Below are 13,916 nucleotides of genomic sequence, written 5' to 3'. Positions count from 1 at the left end.
TGCCGATGTCCAAGGACCTGCTGCTGATGGGCGCCGTGGCCTACGCGCCCAAGGTCGTGATCATCTGGGAGGGCTTCAAGGCCTTCTTCGCCGAGCGCGGGCTGGATTTCGACTTCGTGCTGTATTCGAACTACGAGCGCCAGGTCGAGGCCCAGTTCGCCGGCCAGATCCACCTGGCCTGGAACTCGCCGCTGGCCTGGGTGCGGGCGCGCCGCCTGGCCGCCGCGCGCGGCCTGGACGTGCAGGCCGTGGCCATGCGCGACACCGACTGCGACCTGCACTCGCTGGTCGTGGTGCGCGCGGACAGCCCGGTGCGCACGCTGGCCGACCTGCGCGGCCGGACGCTGGGCGCCGGCGCCATCGACTCGCCCCAGGCCACGCTGATCCCGCTGCAGCACCTGCACGCGCAGGGCCTGGCCGCCGGGCGCGACTTCACGCTGCGCCGCTTCGACGTGCTCGGCGGCAAGCACGGCGACCACATCGGCGGCGAACGCGACGCCGCGGTCGCGCTGCTGGCCGGCGAGGTGGACGCCTGCTGCATGATCGACGGCAACCACCTGGCCTTCGGCCAGGACGGCACGCTGCCGGCCGGCAGCACGCGCATCCTGGCGCAGACCGGCCCCTACGACCACTGCAACTTCACCACCAGCCCGGGTGCGCCGGCCGCCGCCGTGCAGCGCTTCGTGGACCTGCTGCTGGCCATGCGCTGGGACGACCCCCAGGTGCGCCCGCTGCTGGAGCTCGAAGGCCTGCGCGCCTGGAAACCCGGCCGCACCAGCGGCTACGCGCAGCTGGAACGCGCCGTGGACACGCTCGGCTTCCTGGGCCATGACGGACGATTGCTCGCTGCCGACTATCGATACTGAGGCGCTGGGCCTGGACCAGGGCGGCCTGCTGCTGGTGCGCCACGCGCTGGACGCGCTGCCGCCCGGCGCCGCGCTGCGCGTGCGCGGCCGCGCGCCGGGCTGGGCCGTGCACCTGCGCGCCTGGTGCCGCCAGCAGGGCCACGGCCTGCGCTTCGAGGACGAGGCCGGCGCGGCCATCGTCACGCGCCACGGCCAGGCCGACGGCCGCTGGCGCGGCGCGCTGCCGACCGGCCACGCCCTGCTCGCGCCCGGCGCCGAGCCGCTGCCCGAGGCCCTGCCCGAATGGGGCCTGGCCGCGCGCGGCGCGCTGGTCGAGGCCGGCGGGCCGCGGCTGGCCTTCGCGCTGCACCGGCGCGAGGAGATCTGGGCCGCCACGGCCGGCGAGCTCTACCGCCAGGCCGCCGCCGCGCAGTGGGACCCGGAGACCGCGATCGACTGGAACGCCGAGTTCACGCTGGCCCCCGCGATCGAGGCCGCCGTGGTGCAGGTCATGGCCTACCTGGTCGAGAACGAGAACGCCGCGCTGGTGCTGCCGGCGCGCCACCTGGGACAGGTGCATCCGCACTACCGCGAGGTCATGCAGCTGCTGGCCCTGCAGTGCGCCGACGAGGCCCGCCACGTCGAGGTGTTCACCCGCCGGGCCACGCTGCGCGGCGAGCCGCGCGTGCTGTCCACGGCCGGCGGCCAGGCGTCGCTGAACAGCTTGTTCGAGGCGCCGGACTTCTCCACCGCGGTACTGCTGCTGTCGGTGCTGGGCGAAGGCAGCTTCGTGCAGTTGCTGCATTTCCTGCACGACCACGGGCCCGACCCGGTCACGCGGCAGATCACGCGCCTGGCCGCGCGCGACGAGGCGCGCCACGTCGCCTTCGCGATGGCGCACCTCGAGTACCGGCTGGCGGCGCAGCCCGGGCAGATCGACCGGCTGCGCAACGCCATCGAGGAGCGCTACGACGCGCTGGCCGGCACCGCCGGCCTGAACCAGGAGGTGCTCGACGCCCTGGTGCTGCTGGCCGCCGGCGCGCTGACGCCGCAGGCGCTGGGCCGCGGCCATGCCGCCGTGCAGCAGCTGCAGCGCGACATGGCGGCCGGCCGCAAGGCGCGGCTGCTGCGGCTGGGCTTCCCGGCCGGCGAGGCGCAGCGCCTGGCCGCGCTGCACACGCGCAACTTCATGTAGGGGCCGCGGCGCATGATCATCGGCACCGCCGGCCACATCGACCACGGCAAGACCACGCTGGTGCGTGCGCTGACCGGCGTGGACACCGACCGGCTGCCCGAGGAGAAGCAGCGCGGCATCAGCATCGCGCTGGGCTACGCCTTCCTGGACGCGCCGGGGCTGGCCGAACGCATCGGCTTCATCGACGTGCCCGGCCACGAGCGGCTGGTGCACACCATGCTGGCCGGCGCCACCGGCATCGACTTCGCGCTGCTGCTGGTGGCGGCCGACGACGGCCCGATGCCGCAGACGCGCGAGCACCTGGCCGTGCTGTCGCTGTTGGGCGTGGCGCACGGCGCCGTGGCCGTCACCAAGTGCGACCGGGCCGATGCCGCGCGCATCGCCCAGGTGCGCGCCGACGTGCAGGCGCTGCTGGCCGGCACGCCGCTGGCCGGCTGCCCGGTGCTCGAAGTCGCCGCCACCACCGGCGCCGGCGTGGACGCGCTGCGCGCGCTGCTGGTCGAGGCGGCGCGCACCCACCGCCGCCAGGAGACGGCCGGCGCCGCGTTCCGCCTGGCCGTGGACCGCGCCTTCACGCTCACGGGCGCCGGCACCGTGGCCACCGGCACCGTGCACGCCGGCAGCGTCGGCGCCGGCAGCGTCGGCGCCGGCGCGCAGCTGGCACTGGTGCCCGGCCGCGCCGAACGCATGCTCCGCGTGCGCAGCGTGCACGCCCAGAACCAGGCCGTGGACGCCGCGCATGCCGGCCAGCGCTGCGCGCTGGGGCTGGCCGGCATCGCCAGGGAAGACATCGCGCGCGGCCAGTGGCTGGTCGCGCCCGAGGCCGCGCTGGCCACCGTCCGGCTGGACGCGCTGCTCACGCTCTGGCACGGCGAGGACGGCCCGCTGCGCTCCGGCACCACCGTGCACCTGCACCTGGGCGCGGCGGACGTGCTCGCCAGCGTCGCCCTGCTCGACCTGCTGCCCGCCACCGGTGCCGCCACCGCGCCGCAAAGCCTGGCGCCGGACCGCTCCGCCCTGGTGCAGCTGGTGCTGCGCCAGCCGGCCGCCGCCTGGCGCGGCGACCGCGTGGTGCTGCGCGACGCCACCGCCAGCCGCACGCTGGCCGGCGGCATGGTGCTGGACCCGTTCGCGCCGGCGCGCTACCGGCGCACGCCGCAGCGGCTGGCCGAACTGGCGGCCCGGATGCTGCCGGGCGCGCCCGAGCGGCTGGCCGCGCAGCTGGCGGCGGCCCCCTGGGGCCTGTCGCTGGCCGATTGGGCCCGCGCCGAGGGGCTGGCCAGCGGCCAGCTGCCCGCGCTGCCGCCGGGCCTGCTGCGGACCAGCGGCGGCGACGGCGCCGCCTGGGCGCTGGGGGCCGCCCAGGCCGCGGCGCTGGGCGACCGGACGGTCGCGGCGCTGCACGACTTCCACCAGCGCGAACCCGACCGCCTGGGTATGGACGCCGCACGGCTGCGCCGCCTGGCCGCCCCGCGCCTGCCCGAGCCGCTGTGGCAGGCGCTGCTGGCCGCGCTGCAGGCGCAGGGCCGGGCGGCCGTGCGCGGCGCCTTCGTGTTCGAGCCGCAGCACGCGCTGCGGCTGTCGGCCGCGGACCGGCGCATCGCCGAACGGATCGCGCCGCTGCTGGCGCAGGCCGGCAACGAAGGCAGCTGGGTGCGCGACCTCGCGCGCGCGCTGGGCGAGCCCGAGGCGGCGGTGCGCACCAGCCTGGCGCGGCTGGCCCAGGCCGGCGAACTGCACCAGGTGGTGAAGGACCTGTACTATCCGCACCCGCGCGTCGCGGCACTGGCGGCCCTGGTCCGCCGCACGGCGGCGCAGGCCGCGGGCGACGTGACCGCCGCGGCCTTCCGCGACGCCACCGGCCTGGGCCGCAAGCGCGCGATCCAGCTGCTGGAGCACTTCGACCGCATCGGCCTGCTGCGCCGCGTGGGCGACGTGCACCGGCTGCGCGGCGACAGCCGGCTGTTCATCGACGACACGGCCTGAACCGGAACCGGTTCTGGAAGGGAAACGTTCCTGGTGGAACGGCCGGGCTTCAAACCCGGTGGGTGGCGCCAAGCGCCGCCGGGTGGGTTCGACTCCCACTCCCTTCCGCCACGCCGGCGCGGCCGCGTCACGCGGTCGACACGCGCTCGACGATGCGAAAGCCCACGTCGACGATGCGCTGCTCTACCGGCTCGCCGCGGCAGCGGGCGAGCACCAGGCGCGCAGCCTGGCGCCCGATGGCGGGACCGTCGATCAGCACGGTGGTCAGCGCCGGCACCAGGTGCGCGGCGAAGTCGGCGTTGCCGAAGCCGCAGACAGCCAGTTGCCGGGGCACGTGCAGTCCGCGGGCCTGCGCCTCGACCAGAACGCCCTGGGCCAGCTGGTCGGAGCTGCAGGCCACGGCCTGCAAGGCCGGCTCGCACTCCAGCAGCTCGGCCAGCGCACTGCGGCCACGCTCCAGGCTGCTGGGCGCGGGCACCTGGGCCGTGGGCACGCGGCGGCCGAAGGCGGCCTCGAAGCCGTCCTTGCGCTGCAACGCGCGCGGATCCCCCCCGGTGGCGATGCCCACGCGCTGCCAGCCCCTGGCACGGAAGAACGCACCCACCGCCTGCCCGACCTGGGCCTGCGAGAAGCCGACCAGCATGTCCACCGGGTCGGCCGTCATGTCCCAGGTCTCCACCACGGGAACACCGGTGCGGCGCAGCCGCGCACGCACCGCCGCGCCATGCACGAGGCCGGTGAACACGATGCCGTCGGGTCGGCGGCTGAGCATGGTGTTCAGCACCGCCTCCTCGCGCGCCGCGTCGTAGCCGGTCTGGCCCAGCAGCAGCTGGTAGCCCTCGGCGGCCAGCACGTCGGTCAGCGTCTGCACCGAGGGCAGGAACTGGGCCACCGCCAGCGCCGGCACGATGCCGGCCACCATGCGGCTGCGCCGGGACTTCAGCCCGCCGGCCAGCAGGTTCGGGATGTAGCCGGTCGCCTCCACGGCCAGGCGCACCCGCTCGATGGTGCTGGCCGACACCACGCCCGGGTTGCCGAGCGCGCGCGAGGCGGTGATCAGCGAGACGCCGGCCACGCGGGCGACGTCGTGCAGCGTGGCCGGCTTGGATGGAGGCATGGGTGCGTTCATGGACGGACCTGCGGAAACCGCTTGACGACAGGAATGACAACGATATCATCCGCCTCCGTCTAAGTCATCGTACAACTAGGCCATAAAAGCCACCCAAATAACGAAGACATCTGACATCGCCGCAAATGACATCGTTGTCATCCTGTTTTGACCACGTTTTTTTGGAGACACCATGAAGAGACTCCTGTCTTTCGCCCTCGCCGCACTGGCTTTCAGCGCCTCGGCGGACACCTGGCCCGACAAGGCCGTGACCCTGGTCGTGCCCTTCCCGCCCGGCGGCTCGACCGACCAGGTCGCCCGCGCGGTGGGTCCGCTGCTGACGGCCAAGTTCAAGCAGTCCTTCCTGGTGGACAACAAGGCCGGCGCCACCGGCACCATCGGCACCACCTTCGTCAAGCGCGCCGCACCGGACGGCGCCACCTTCCTGGTCACCTCGCTGGGCCCGCTGGTCATCGTGCCGCACCTGCTCAAGGGCATGCAGTACGACCCGCTGAAAGACTTCGACCACATCACGGTGGCCGTGCAGTCGCCCAACGTGCTGGTGGTGAACCCGAGTTCGCCGTTCAAGAGCCTGGGCGACGTGGTGGCCTACAGCAAGGCCCACCCGGGCAAGATGACCTTCGCCTCGGCCGGCAGCGGCTCCAGCGACCACCTGACGGCCGAGCTGTTCTGGCAGCAAACGGGCACGAAAGGCATCCACGTGCCCTACAAGGGCGGCGCGCCGGCCCACACCGACCTGATGGGCGGCCAGGTGGATGCCTCGTTCCAGAACGTCAATGCGGTGCTGCAGTACATCAAGGGCGGCAAGATGCGCGCGTTGGCCGTGACCAGCGCCAAGCGCTCGCCCGTGCTGCCGGACGTACCGACGATGGCCGAGGCCGGCGTGCCGAACGTGGAGGTGACCTCCTGGCAGGCCGTCCTGGCGCCCAGAGGCCTGCCGGCCGACGTGCGCGAGAAGGCCCACGCCGCCTTCACCGAGGCGTTGAACGACCCCAGGATCAAGGACCAGTTCACCAGCATCGGCTTCGAGATGGTGACCAACACGCCGGCCGAGTTCGCGGCCTTCCAGCAGAAGGAGTACGCGCGCTGGAAGCAGGTCATCGAGACCGGCCGGATCACGACCGAATGAGGATGCCCGCCATGACCTCCGACAGCATCACCCATGTCCGCATTTCCTCCTGCTACCTGCCGCTGGCCAACCCGATCAGCGATGCCAAGGTGCTGACCGGCCGGCAGAAACCGATGACCGAGATCGCCATGCTGTTCGCGGAGATCGAGACCCGGGATGGCCACCGGGGCCTGGGCTTCTCCTATTCCAAGCGTGCAGGCGGTCCCGGACAGTTCGCGCACGCCCGGGAAGTGGCCCCCGCCCTGGTCGGCGAGGATCCCAACGACATCGCCAGGCTGTGGACCAAGCTGTGCTGGGCCGGAGCCTCGGTCGGCCGCAGCGGCCTGGCGGTGCAGGCCTACGGCGCGTTCGACGTGGCGCTGTGGGATCTGAAGGCCCGCCGCGCCGGCCTGTCGCTGGCCAAGCTGCTGGGCGCGCAGCGCGACTCGGTGCGCTGCTACAACACTTCGGGCGGCTTCCTGCACACACCGATCGACCAGCTCAAGGCCAACGCCGCAGCCTCGATCGCGCGTGGCATCGGCGGCATCAAGCTCAAGGTCGGCCAGCCTGACGGCAGGATCGACATCCGGCGCGTGGAAGCCGTGCGCCAGCACCTGGGCGACGACGTACCGCTGATGGTGGACGCCAACCAGCAATGGGACCGCCCCACGGCCCAGCGCATGTGCCGCATCTTCGAGCAGTTCGGCCTGGTCTGGATCGAAGAGCCGCTGGACGCCTACGACTTCGAGGGCCACGCCGCGCTGGCCGCAGCCTTCGACACGCCGATCGCCACCGGCGAGATGCTGACCAGCCTGGGCGAGCACGACGAGCTGATCCGCCACCGCGCGGCCGACTACCTGATGCCCGACGCCCCGCGCGTGGGCGGCATCACGCCGTTCCTGAAGATCGCCGCGTTGGCCGAGCACGCCGGCCTGGCGCTGGGCCCGCATTTCGCGATGGAGCTGCACGTGCACCTGGGTGCGGTCTACGCGACCGAGCCCTGGGTCGAGCACTTCGACTGGCTGGAGCCGCTGTTCAACGAGCGGCTGGAGATCGAGGACGGCCGCATGCGGGTGCCGACGCGGCCGGGCCTGGGCCTGTCGCTCAGCGAGCAAGCCCGCGCCTGGACGCGCGAAACTGCGGAAATCGGCCAGAGAGCCTGAAAACTGACGGAGCCACCACGATGAGCACACCCCTGTACATCACCATGCACGAGGCCGACAACGTGGCGATCGTGGCCAACGAGGGCGGCCTGCCCGCCGGCACGGTGTTCCCCGACGGCCTCACGCTGGTGGACAAGGTGCCGCAGGCGCACAAGGTGGCGCTGCTGGACATCCCGCAAGGCGCCGCCGTGCGCCGCTACGGCGTGACCATCGGCTACGCGCTGAAGGACCTGCCGCGCGGCAGCTGGGTGCACGAGCGGCTGCTGCAGATGCCCGCAGCGCGCGAGCTGCAAGGCCTGCCGGTGGCCACCGTGCAGCCCGCGCCGCAGCCGCCGCTGGCAGGCCACACCTTCGAGGGCTACCGCAACCCGGACGGCTCGGTGGGCACGCGCAACATCCTGGCCATCACCCAGACCGTGCAGTGCGTGGCCGGCGTGACCGACTACGCCGTGCAGCGCATCAAGGCCGAGCTGCTGCCCCGCTACCCCCACGTGGACGACGTGGTGGCGCTGGAGCACACCTACGGCTGCGGCGTGGCGATCGACGCGCCGGACGCGGTGATCCCGATCCGCACCGTGCGCAACATCGCGCTGAACCCCAACTTCGGCGGCGAGGTGATGGTGGTCAGCCTGGGCTGCGAGAAGCTGCAGCCCGAGCGGCTGCTGCCGCCGGGCAGCATCCCCATCGTGGACGAGCGCAACGTGGCCGACGTGGGCGACACCGAGGCAGCCAAGCTCGACGTGGTCTGCCTGCAGGACGAGGCGCACGTGGGCTTCATGTCCATGGTCGAGTCGATCCTGCGCCAGGCCGAACAGCACCTGGAGCGGCTGAACGCGCGCCGGCGCGAGACGGTGCCGGCCAGTGAGCTGGTGGTCGGCGTGCAATGCGGCGGCAGCGACGCCTTCAGCGGCGTCACCGCCAACCCGGCCGTGGGCTTTTGCACCGACCTGCTGGTGCGCGCTGGCGCGACCGTGATGTTCAGCGAAGTGACCGAGGTGCGCGACGGCATCGACCAGCTCACCGCGCGCGCCAGCACGCCCGAGGTGGCCCGGGCCATGGTCCGCGAGATGGCCTGGTACGACGCCTACCTGGACAAGGGCCGCGTGGACCGCAGCGCCAACACCACGCCGGGCAACAAGAAGGGCGGGCTGTCCAACATCGTGGAGAAGGCCATGGGCTCCATCGTCAAGAGCGGCAGTGCGCCCATCGCCGGCGTGCTCCCGCCCGGCGAGAAGCTCCAGCACCAGGGCCTGAAAGGCCTGGTCTACGCCGCCACGCCGGCCAGCGACTTCATCTGCGGCACGCTGCAGCTGGCCGCCGGCATGAACCTGCACGTGTTCACCACCGGCCGCGGCACGCCCTACGGGCTGGCCGAGGTGCCGGTGATCAAGGTCGCCACGCGCTCGGACCTGGCGCGCCGCTGGCACGACCTGATGGACATCGACGCCGGCACCATCGCCACCGGCGACAAGAGCATCGAGGAGGTCGGCTGGGAGCTGTTCCGGCTGATGCTGGACGTCGCCAGCGGCCGCACCAGGACCTGGGCCGAGCACTGGAAGCTCGCCAATGCGCTCGTGCTGTTCAATCCAGCGCCCGTCACCTGACACCGCAGCGCCAGACTGAGGGATCATCGCGCCCTGCCCAACAGGAGACCTCATGAGACCCAACCGCCTGCGCACCCTCTGGCAATCCGGCGGCGCCGCCGTCAACGGCTGGCTGGCCATCCCGAACAGCTTCTCGGCCGAGACCATGGCCCACCAGGGCTGGGACAGCCTGACCATCGACCTGCAGCACGGCGTGGTGGACTACCAGGCCATGCTGCCGATGCTGCAGGCCATCGCCACCACCGACACCGTGCCGGTGGTGCGCGTACCCTGGCTGGAGCCCGGCATCCTGATGAAGACGCTGGACGCCGGCGCCTACGGCGTGATCTGCCCGATGGTCAACACCCGCGAGGACGCGCAGAAGCTGGTCGCCTGGACCAGCTACGCGCCGCGCGGCACGCGCAGCTTCGGCCCGGTCCGCGCGCTGCTGTACGGCGGCGCGGACTACCCGCAGCACGCCAACGACACCATCGTGCGCTTCGCGATGATCGAGACCGCCCAGGCGCTGGACAACCTGGACGACATCCTCTCGGTCGAAGGGCTGGACGCGGTCTACATCGGCCCGTCGGACCTGTCGCTGTCGCTGGGCTGCCGCCCGGTGTTCGACGACGTGGACCCGAAGGCCCAGCAGGCCATCGAGCACATCCTGGCGCGCGCCAAGGCCCATGGCCTGGTGGCGGGCATCCACAACGGCAACCCGCAGGTCGCGCTGGCGCGCCAGGCGATGGGCTTCCAGTTCCTGACCGTGGGCTCGGACGCGCGGCTGATGGCGGCCGGCTCGCAGCAGGTGCTGTCCGCCATGCGGGCGCAGGCCGCCGCCAGGCCCGCCAGCGGCTACTGACCCAACCATCATTCCAAGGAGACACACCCGATGCACCGCCGACAACAGCAACGCCGACAGTTCCTGAAGACCGCCGCCGGCAGCGCCCTGGCAGCGGCCGGCAGCATGGCCGGCGCACAGTCCTTCGACTTCAGGCCGGCCCAGCGCTACCCCGACCCCGCAGTCTACATCCTGGACCCGAGCTTCGCCAGGTACCGCATCTACAGCAGCACCATCGAGCAGCTCGGCAGCGGCATGCGCTGGGCCGAGGGACCGGCCTACTTCCCCGAAACCGGCAAGCTGATCCTGTCGGACATCCCGAACAACCGGCTCATGCAGTACGACGAGAAGACCGGCCGGTTCTCCGTGCACAAGGAAGACGTGAACTACGCCAACGGCAACACGCGCGACCGCCAGGGGCGGCTCGTGACCTGCGAGCATTCGGTCACGCGCCGCGTGGTGCGCACTGAGAAGGATGGCCGCATGACCGTGCTGGCCGACCGGTTCGAGGGCAAGCGCCTGAACGCGCCGAACGACGTGGTCGTCAAGTCCGACGACAGCATCTGGTTCACCGACCCGCTGTTCGGCATCAGCGGCGAATGGGAAGGCTCACGCGCCACGCCCGAGCAGGCCACCACCAATGTCTACCGCATCGGCCAGGACGGCAGCGTCCGCGCCGTCGTGACCGACATCGTGAACCCGAACGGCCTGGCTTTCTCGCCGGACGAGAAGCAGCTGTACGTGGTGGAGTGGAAGGGCACGCCGAACCGCAGCATCTGGCGCTTCGACGTCTCGGCCGACGGCGCCAGCCTGTCGAACAAGACCAAGCTGATCGATGCCGGCGGCCCCGGCGCCTTCGACGGATTCCGCGTCGACCGCGACGGCAACCTGTGGTGCGGCTGGGGCTTCACCGGCGCCTTCGCATCGCAAGCCACCGACATTGGCGGCGGCATGCAGGCGCATCTGCCGGTCGGCCGGTCCGACGAGCTGGACGGCGTCAAGGTGTTCAACAAGGACGGCAAGCCGATCGGCTTCATCCGCCTGCCCGAGCGCTGCGCGAACCTGGAATTCGGCGGCCCCAAGCGCAACCGCCTGTACATGGCCAGCAGCCACTCGCTGTACGCGCTGTACGTGGAGGCGCACGGCGCGGTCTGAGCACCGCGCTGGTGTGGGTGGCAGCGGGCGTCGGTCAGTCCGTCGCCACCATCACGCTGGAGGCCTTGATCACGCCGTAGGCCCGCGTGCCCTCCTTCAGGCCGAGCTGGTCGGCCGAGGTGGTCGTGATCGAGGCCACGATCTGCAGCCCGGGCGCGATCTCCAGCGTGACCTCGGTACTGACCGGGCCGCGCACCATCGCGACGACGGTGCCGGGCAGGACGTTGCGGGCGCTGATCTTCATGGAAGACTCCTCGGGGGCCATGGACGCGCCGATCGTACCCTCAAGGCTTGCCGAAGCCGTAGCGCGCCAGCACCTGCTGGGCGGCATCGGAGCCCACGAACGCGATGAAGTCCGCCGCGGCCGCCTTGTTCCGGCTGTCGGCCACGACCGCGATCGGGTAGGACACCGGCGTCGCGCCCTGCGGCGAGGCGACGATCCGCACCTTGTCGCCGGCGATCGCGGCATCCGTACGGTAGACGAATCCGGCGTCGACCTCGCCGCGGCCCACGTAGTCCAGCACCTGGCGCACGCTGTCGGCCTGCACGAACTTGGGCTCCAGCGCGGTCCACAGCTGCGCGGCCGTCAGCACCTCCTGGGTGTAGCGGCCCACGGGCACGGTGGCCGTCTTGCCGACGGCGATGCGCTTGACCGCGGCGCCGCCCAGGTCGTCCAGGCCCTTGAGGCCCACGCCGCCCTGCGCCGGCTCGATCAGCACCAGGCTGTTGGTCACGAAGTTCCTGCGCGTGGCCGCGTCGATCAGCTTCTGCGCGTCGGCGCGGTCCATCGTCGCCTGGTCGGCGCTGGCGAACACGTCCACCGGCGCGCCCTGGCTCATCTGCTGCAGCAGCACGCCGGAAGCGGCGAAATTGGTGCGCACCGACACGCCCGGCCGGGCGGCCTCGAACTTCGCCGCCAGTTCCTTGAAGGCATCGGTCAGGCTGGCCGCGGCCGAGACGGTGATCTGCTGCGACCAGGCCGAGAGCGGCAGAGCCAGGGCCAGGACCAGCGAGGCGATGGAAGGCAAACGCATGCGGGTGCTCCTCATTCAGGGGTGGAACGCGATCGTGGACATCACCATCGCTGTGCTCTGTTGAATATAACAGTGCGCCTTCAGGCCATGCGACCGTCGGCGCGCGCAGCCTCCAGTGCGTCGAGCCGCTGCGCGAACCAGCCGATGCGCTCGGTCTGGCGCACGTCGAAGCGCGGCACGTAGGGCTTGATGTCCAGCACCGGCGTGCCGTCCACCATGTCGTTGCCGGAGAAGCGCAGCACGGTGCCGTCCACCGCCTCCAGCCGCACGATGGACAGCCCGATGCGGTTGGGCCGCGCCGGCGCGCGCGTGGCGAACACGCCGTGGCTCGCCTGGTCCAGGAACGGCACGACCTCCAGCCGCTCGTGCCGGCACAGGTGCAGGTGCGTCAGCACGATCAGGTACTCGAAGCCCTCGATGTCGCGCAGGCCGGCGGCATAGGCCGGGTCGACTTCGATGCGGCCGGTCTCCTGCGGCGCGCCGGCGGTCTGCACCGGCATGCCCTCGGGTGCGGCGAAGCGGCTGCGCACGACGCCGATGGGCCGGCAGACGATCTGGTCGGATGCTTGCACGGTGCGTTCTCCTCGCGCATAGCGCCATGTCATACTGGACACAACGAAAACACAGTATCCACGAGGAGGGACCGCATGCCCACGCAACTTCTTCCACGCAGCATCGTGCTCGCGCTGGCCGCCAGCCTGGCGCTGGCGGCCTGTGGCGGCAGCGACGACGATCCGACCGTCGCCGTCGGCGGCGCACTGGAGCGGCCGACCAGCTTCAGTGCGGGCGCGCTGCGGCAGCGCGAAGCGGTCACGCAGAGCGTGTCCTTCATCAGCGGCAGCGGCGCACAGCAGCACACCTACACCGGGGCCGACCTGTGGGCGCTGCTGTCGGACCTGGGCATCCAGGTCGATGCCACGGCCCGCAACGACCAGCTCAACCGCTACGTGCTGGCCACCGGCACCGACGGCTACCGCGTGGTGTTCGCGCTCGGCGAGCTGAACCCCGCGCTGGGCGGCAAGCGCAGCCTGCTGGCCTATGCCGAGACCATCGACGGCGCCAGCCGGCCGATCGGCGAAGAAGACGGCCCGTTCCGCCTGACCGCGCCCGGCGACGTGCGCGGCGGCCGCTACGTGTCGCAGCTGGTGCGGCTGGACGTGCGGCCGTCCGGCTCGACGGCCGCCGGCACCGGCGGCGGCCTGTCGCCGAGCTTCACGGTCTCCGGCGCCGTGGCCACGCCGATGACGTTCGACCTGGCCGCACTGCAGCGCCTGCCGGCGCAGACCGTCACCGTGGGCAGCAGCACCTACACCGGCGCCAGCCTGTGGGCGCTGCTGAACGGCGCCACCGGCCTGAAGACCGACGCCGCGCTCCACAACCCGCTGCTGGGCATGTACGCCGTGGCCACCGGCAGCGACGGCTACAAGGCTGTGGTCTCGATCGGCGAGATCCATCCGAACTTCGGCAACCGCGATGCACTGGTCGCCTACGCCGTCGACGGCGCGGCGCTGGACCGCAACGGCATGGCGCGCCTGGTCGTGCCCGGCGACGGGCGCGCCAGCCGGTATGTCTCCAACCTGGTCGGCATCGAGGTGTTCGCGGCGCCGGCGGCGCCCTGAGAAGCAGGCGGGCGCCGCCCCCGGAAACGTCAGGTGCCGGCCGCCCAGCGCGCCAGCGCCACCAGGCCGACGATCAGCAGCAGCGCCAGCACGATGGCCACCAGCAGCAGCGGCAGCAGGCCGACCTGCTCGGTGCGCCGGTCGGCCTCGTCGCGGCGGCCGCCCAGGCCGATGAAGCTCCACAGGACGGCGCGCAGCGCGCGCAGGAATTTGTTCATGGCCGTACTGTGCCGCAGTTTCGCGGGGGCGGGACTATGA

14 protein-coding genes and 1 tRNA gene are annotated in these 13,916 nt (G+C 72.0%); 10 read left to right on the top strand and 5 right to left on the bottom strand.

Annotated elements, in window-relative coordinates; genetic code table 11:
- Positions 1-5 precede the first annotated feature (5 nt).
- The 4 genes from QM782_RS13760 to QM782_RS13745 all read left to right on the top strand — a co-directional run bounded on the left by QM782_RS13760 (position 6) and on the right by QM782_RS13745 (position 4,137).
- Positions 6-866 carry a phosphate/phosphite/phosphonate ABC transporter substrate-binding protein gene (locus QM782_RS13760; RefSeq protein ID WP_415203465.1) on the top strand — a complete coding sequence of 287 codons (861 nt, stop codon included), beginning with the start codon at positions 6-8 and terminating at the stop codon, positions 864-866.
- Complete coding sequence (locus tag QM782_RS13755; RefSeq protein WP_415203464.1) at positions 829-2,040, top strand: ferritin-like domain-containing protein; 1,212 nt, start codon at positions 829-831, stop codon at positions 2,038-2,040. The genes QM782_RS13760 and QM782_RS13755 overlap by 38 nt, the downstream gene beginning before the upstream one ends.
- A gap of 12 nt (positions 2,041-2,052) precedes the next feature.
- Positions 2,053-4,026 (top strand): selenocysteine-specific translation elongation factor, encoded by a 1,974-nt coding sequence (gene selB / locus QM782_RS13750; RefSeq protein ID WP_415203463.1) that lies wholly within the window; start codon positions 2,053-2,055, stop codon positions 4,024-4,026.
- Positions 4,027-4,041: 15 nt separating this feature from the next.
- Positions 4,042-4,137, top strand: a tRNA-Sec gene (locus QM782_RS13745).
- A 16-nt stretch (positions 4,138-4,153) separates the two neighbouring features.
- Here QM782_RS13745 and QM782_RS13740 read toward each other — a convergent pair.
- On the bottom strand, positions 4,154-5,155 hold the full coding sequence (locus tag QM782_RS13740) for a LacI family DNA-binding transcriptional regulator (RefSeq protein ID WP_415203462.1): 1,002 nt from the start codon (positions 5,153-5,155) through the stop codon (positions 4,154-4,156).
- Between the two features lie 172 nt (positions 5,156-5,327).
- Between QM782_RS13740 and QM782_RS13735 the strand changes: the two genes are divergently transcribed.
- The 5 genes from QM782_RS13735 to QM782_RS13715 are packed head-to-tail and all read left to right on the top strand — an operon-like array spanning position 5,328 to position 11,005.
- Positions 5,328-6,284: a Bug family tripartite tricarboxylate transporter substrate binding protein gene (locus QM782_RS13735; RefSeq protein WP_415203461.1), complete on the top strand. Its 957-nt coding sequence runs from the start codon at positions 5,328-5,330 to the stop codon at positions 6,282-6,284.
- A 2-nt stretch (positions 6,285-6,286) separates the two neighbouring features.
- On the top strand, positions 6,287-7,426 hold the full coding sequence (locus QM782_RS13730) for an L-talarate/galactarate dehydratase (protein ID WP_415203460.1): 1,140 nt from the start codon (positions 6,287-6,289) through the stop codon (positions 7,424-7,426).
- Positions 7,427-7,446: 20 nt separating this feature from the next.
- The gene (gene garD, locus QM782_RS13725) at positions 7,447-9,030 is read left to right on the top strand and encodes a galactarate dehydratase (protein WP_415203459.1); all 1,584 of its coding nucleotides are present in this window, start codon (positions 7,447-7,449) and stop codon (positions 9,028-9,030) included.
- Between the two features lie 52 nt (positions 9,031-9,082).
- Positions 9,083-9,871 carry an HpcH/HpaI aldolase family protein gene (locus tag QM782_RS13720; RefSeq protein ID WP_415203458.1) on the top strand — a complete coding sequence of 263 codons (789 nt, stop codon included), beginning with the start codon at positions 9,083-9,085 and terminating at the stop codon, positions 9,869-9,871.
- A gap of 30 nt (positions 9,872-9,901) precedes the next feature.
- Positions 9,902-11,005, top strand: coding sequence for an SMP-30/gluconolactonase/LRE family protein (locus QM782_RS13715; RefSeq protein ID WP_415203457.1), 1,104 nt, complete (start codon positions 9,902-9,904; stop codon positions 11,003-11,005).
- Between the two features lie 34 nt (positions 11,006-11,039).
- On the opposite strand, the gene QM782_RS13710 is transcribed toward QM782_RS13715, so the two are convergent.
- From QM782_RS13710 to tsaA, 3 genes are all read right to left on the bottom strand, one after another.
- Positions 11,040-11,249, bottom strand: coding sequence for a TOBE domain-containing protein (locus tag QM782_RS13710; protein WP_415203456.1), 210 nt, complete (start codon positions 11,247-11,249; stop codon positions 11,040-11,042).
- Positions 11,250-11,289: 40 nt separating this feature from the next.
- Entirely contained in the window at positions 11,290-12,039 is a 750-nt protein-coding gene (gene modA, locus QM782_RS13705) for a molybdate ABC transporter substrate-binding protein (protein WP_415203455.1), read from the bottom strand.
- A gap of 80 nt (positions 12,040-12,119) precedes the next feature.
- Positions 12,120-12,611, bottom strand: coding sequence for a tRNA (N6-threonylcarbamoyladenosine(37)-N6)-methyltransferase TrmO (gene tsaA, locus QM782_RS13700; RefSeq protein ID WP_415203454.1), 492 nt, complete (start codon positions 12,609-12,611; stop codon positions 12,120-12,122).
- Between the two features lie 75 nt (positions 12,612-12,686).
- Here tsaA and QM782_RS13695 point away from each other — a divergent pair, with 75 nt between their 5' ends.
- Complete coding sequence (locus tag QM782_RS13695) at positions 12,687-13,658, top strand: molybdopterin-binding oxidoreductase (RefSeq protein ID WP_415203453.1); 972 nt, start codon at positions 12,687-12,689, stop codon at positions 13,656-13,658.
- 29 nt (positions 13,659-13,687) lie between these two features.
- Here QM782_RS13695 and QM782_RS13690 read toward each other — a convergent pair whose 3' ends face one another.
- Positions 13,688-13,876 carry a DUF2970 domain-containing protein gene (locus QM782_RS13690; protein ID WP_415203452.1) on the bottom strand — a complete coding sequence of 63 codons (189 nt, stop codon included), beginning with the start codon at positions 13,874-13,876 and terminating at the stop codon, positions 13,688-13,690.
- Positions 13,877-13,916 lie beyond the last annotated feature (40 nt).

It is taken from the genome of Pseudorhodoferax sp., assembly GCF_047601025.1.
In the GTDB taxonomy this organism is placed as follows: Bacteria; Pseudomonadota; Gammaproteobacteria; order Burkholderiales; family Burkholderiaceae_C; genus Pseudorhodoferax.
This window is presented reverse-complemented; position numbering and strand designations above follow the sequence as displayed.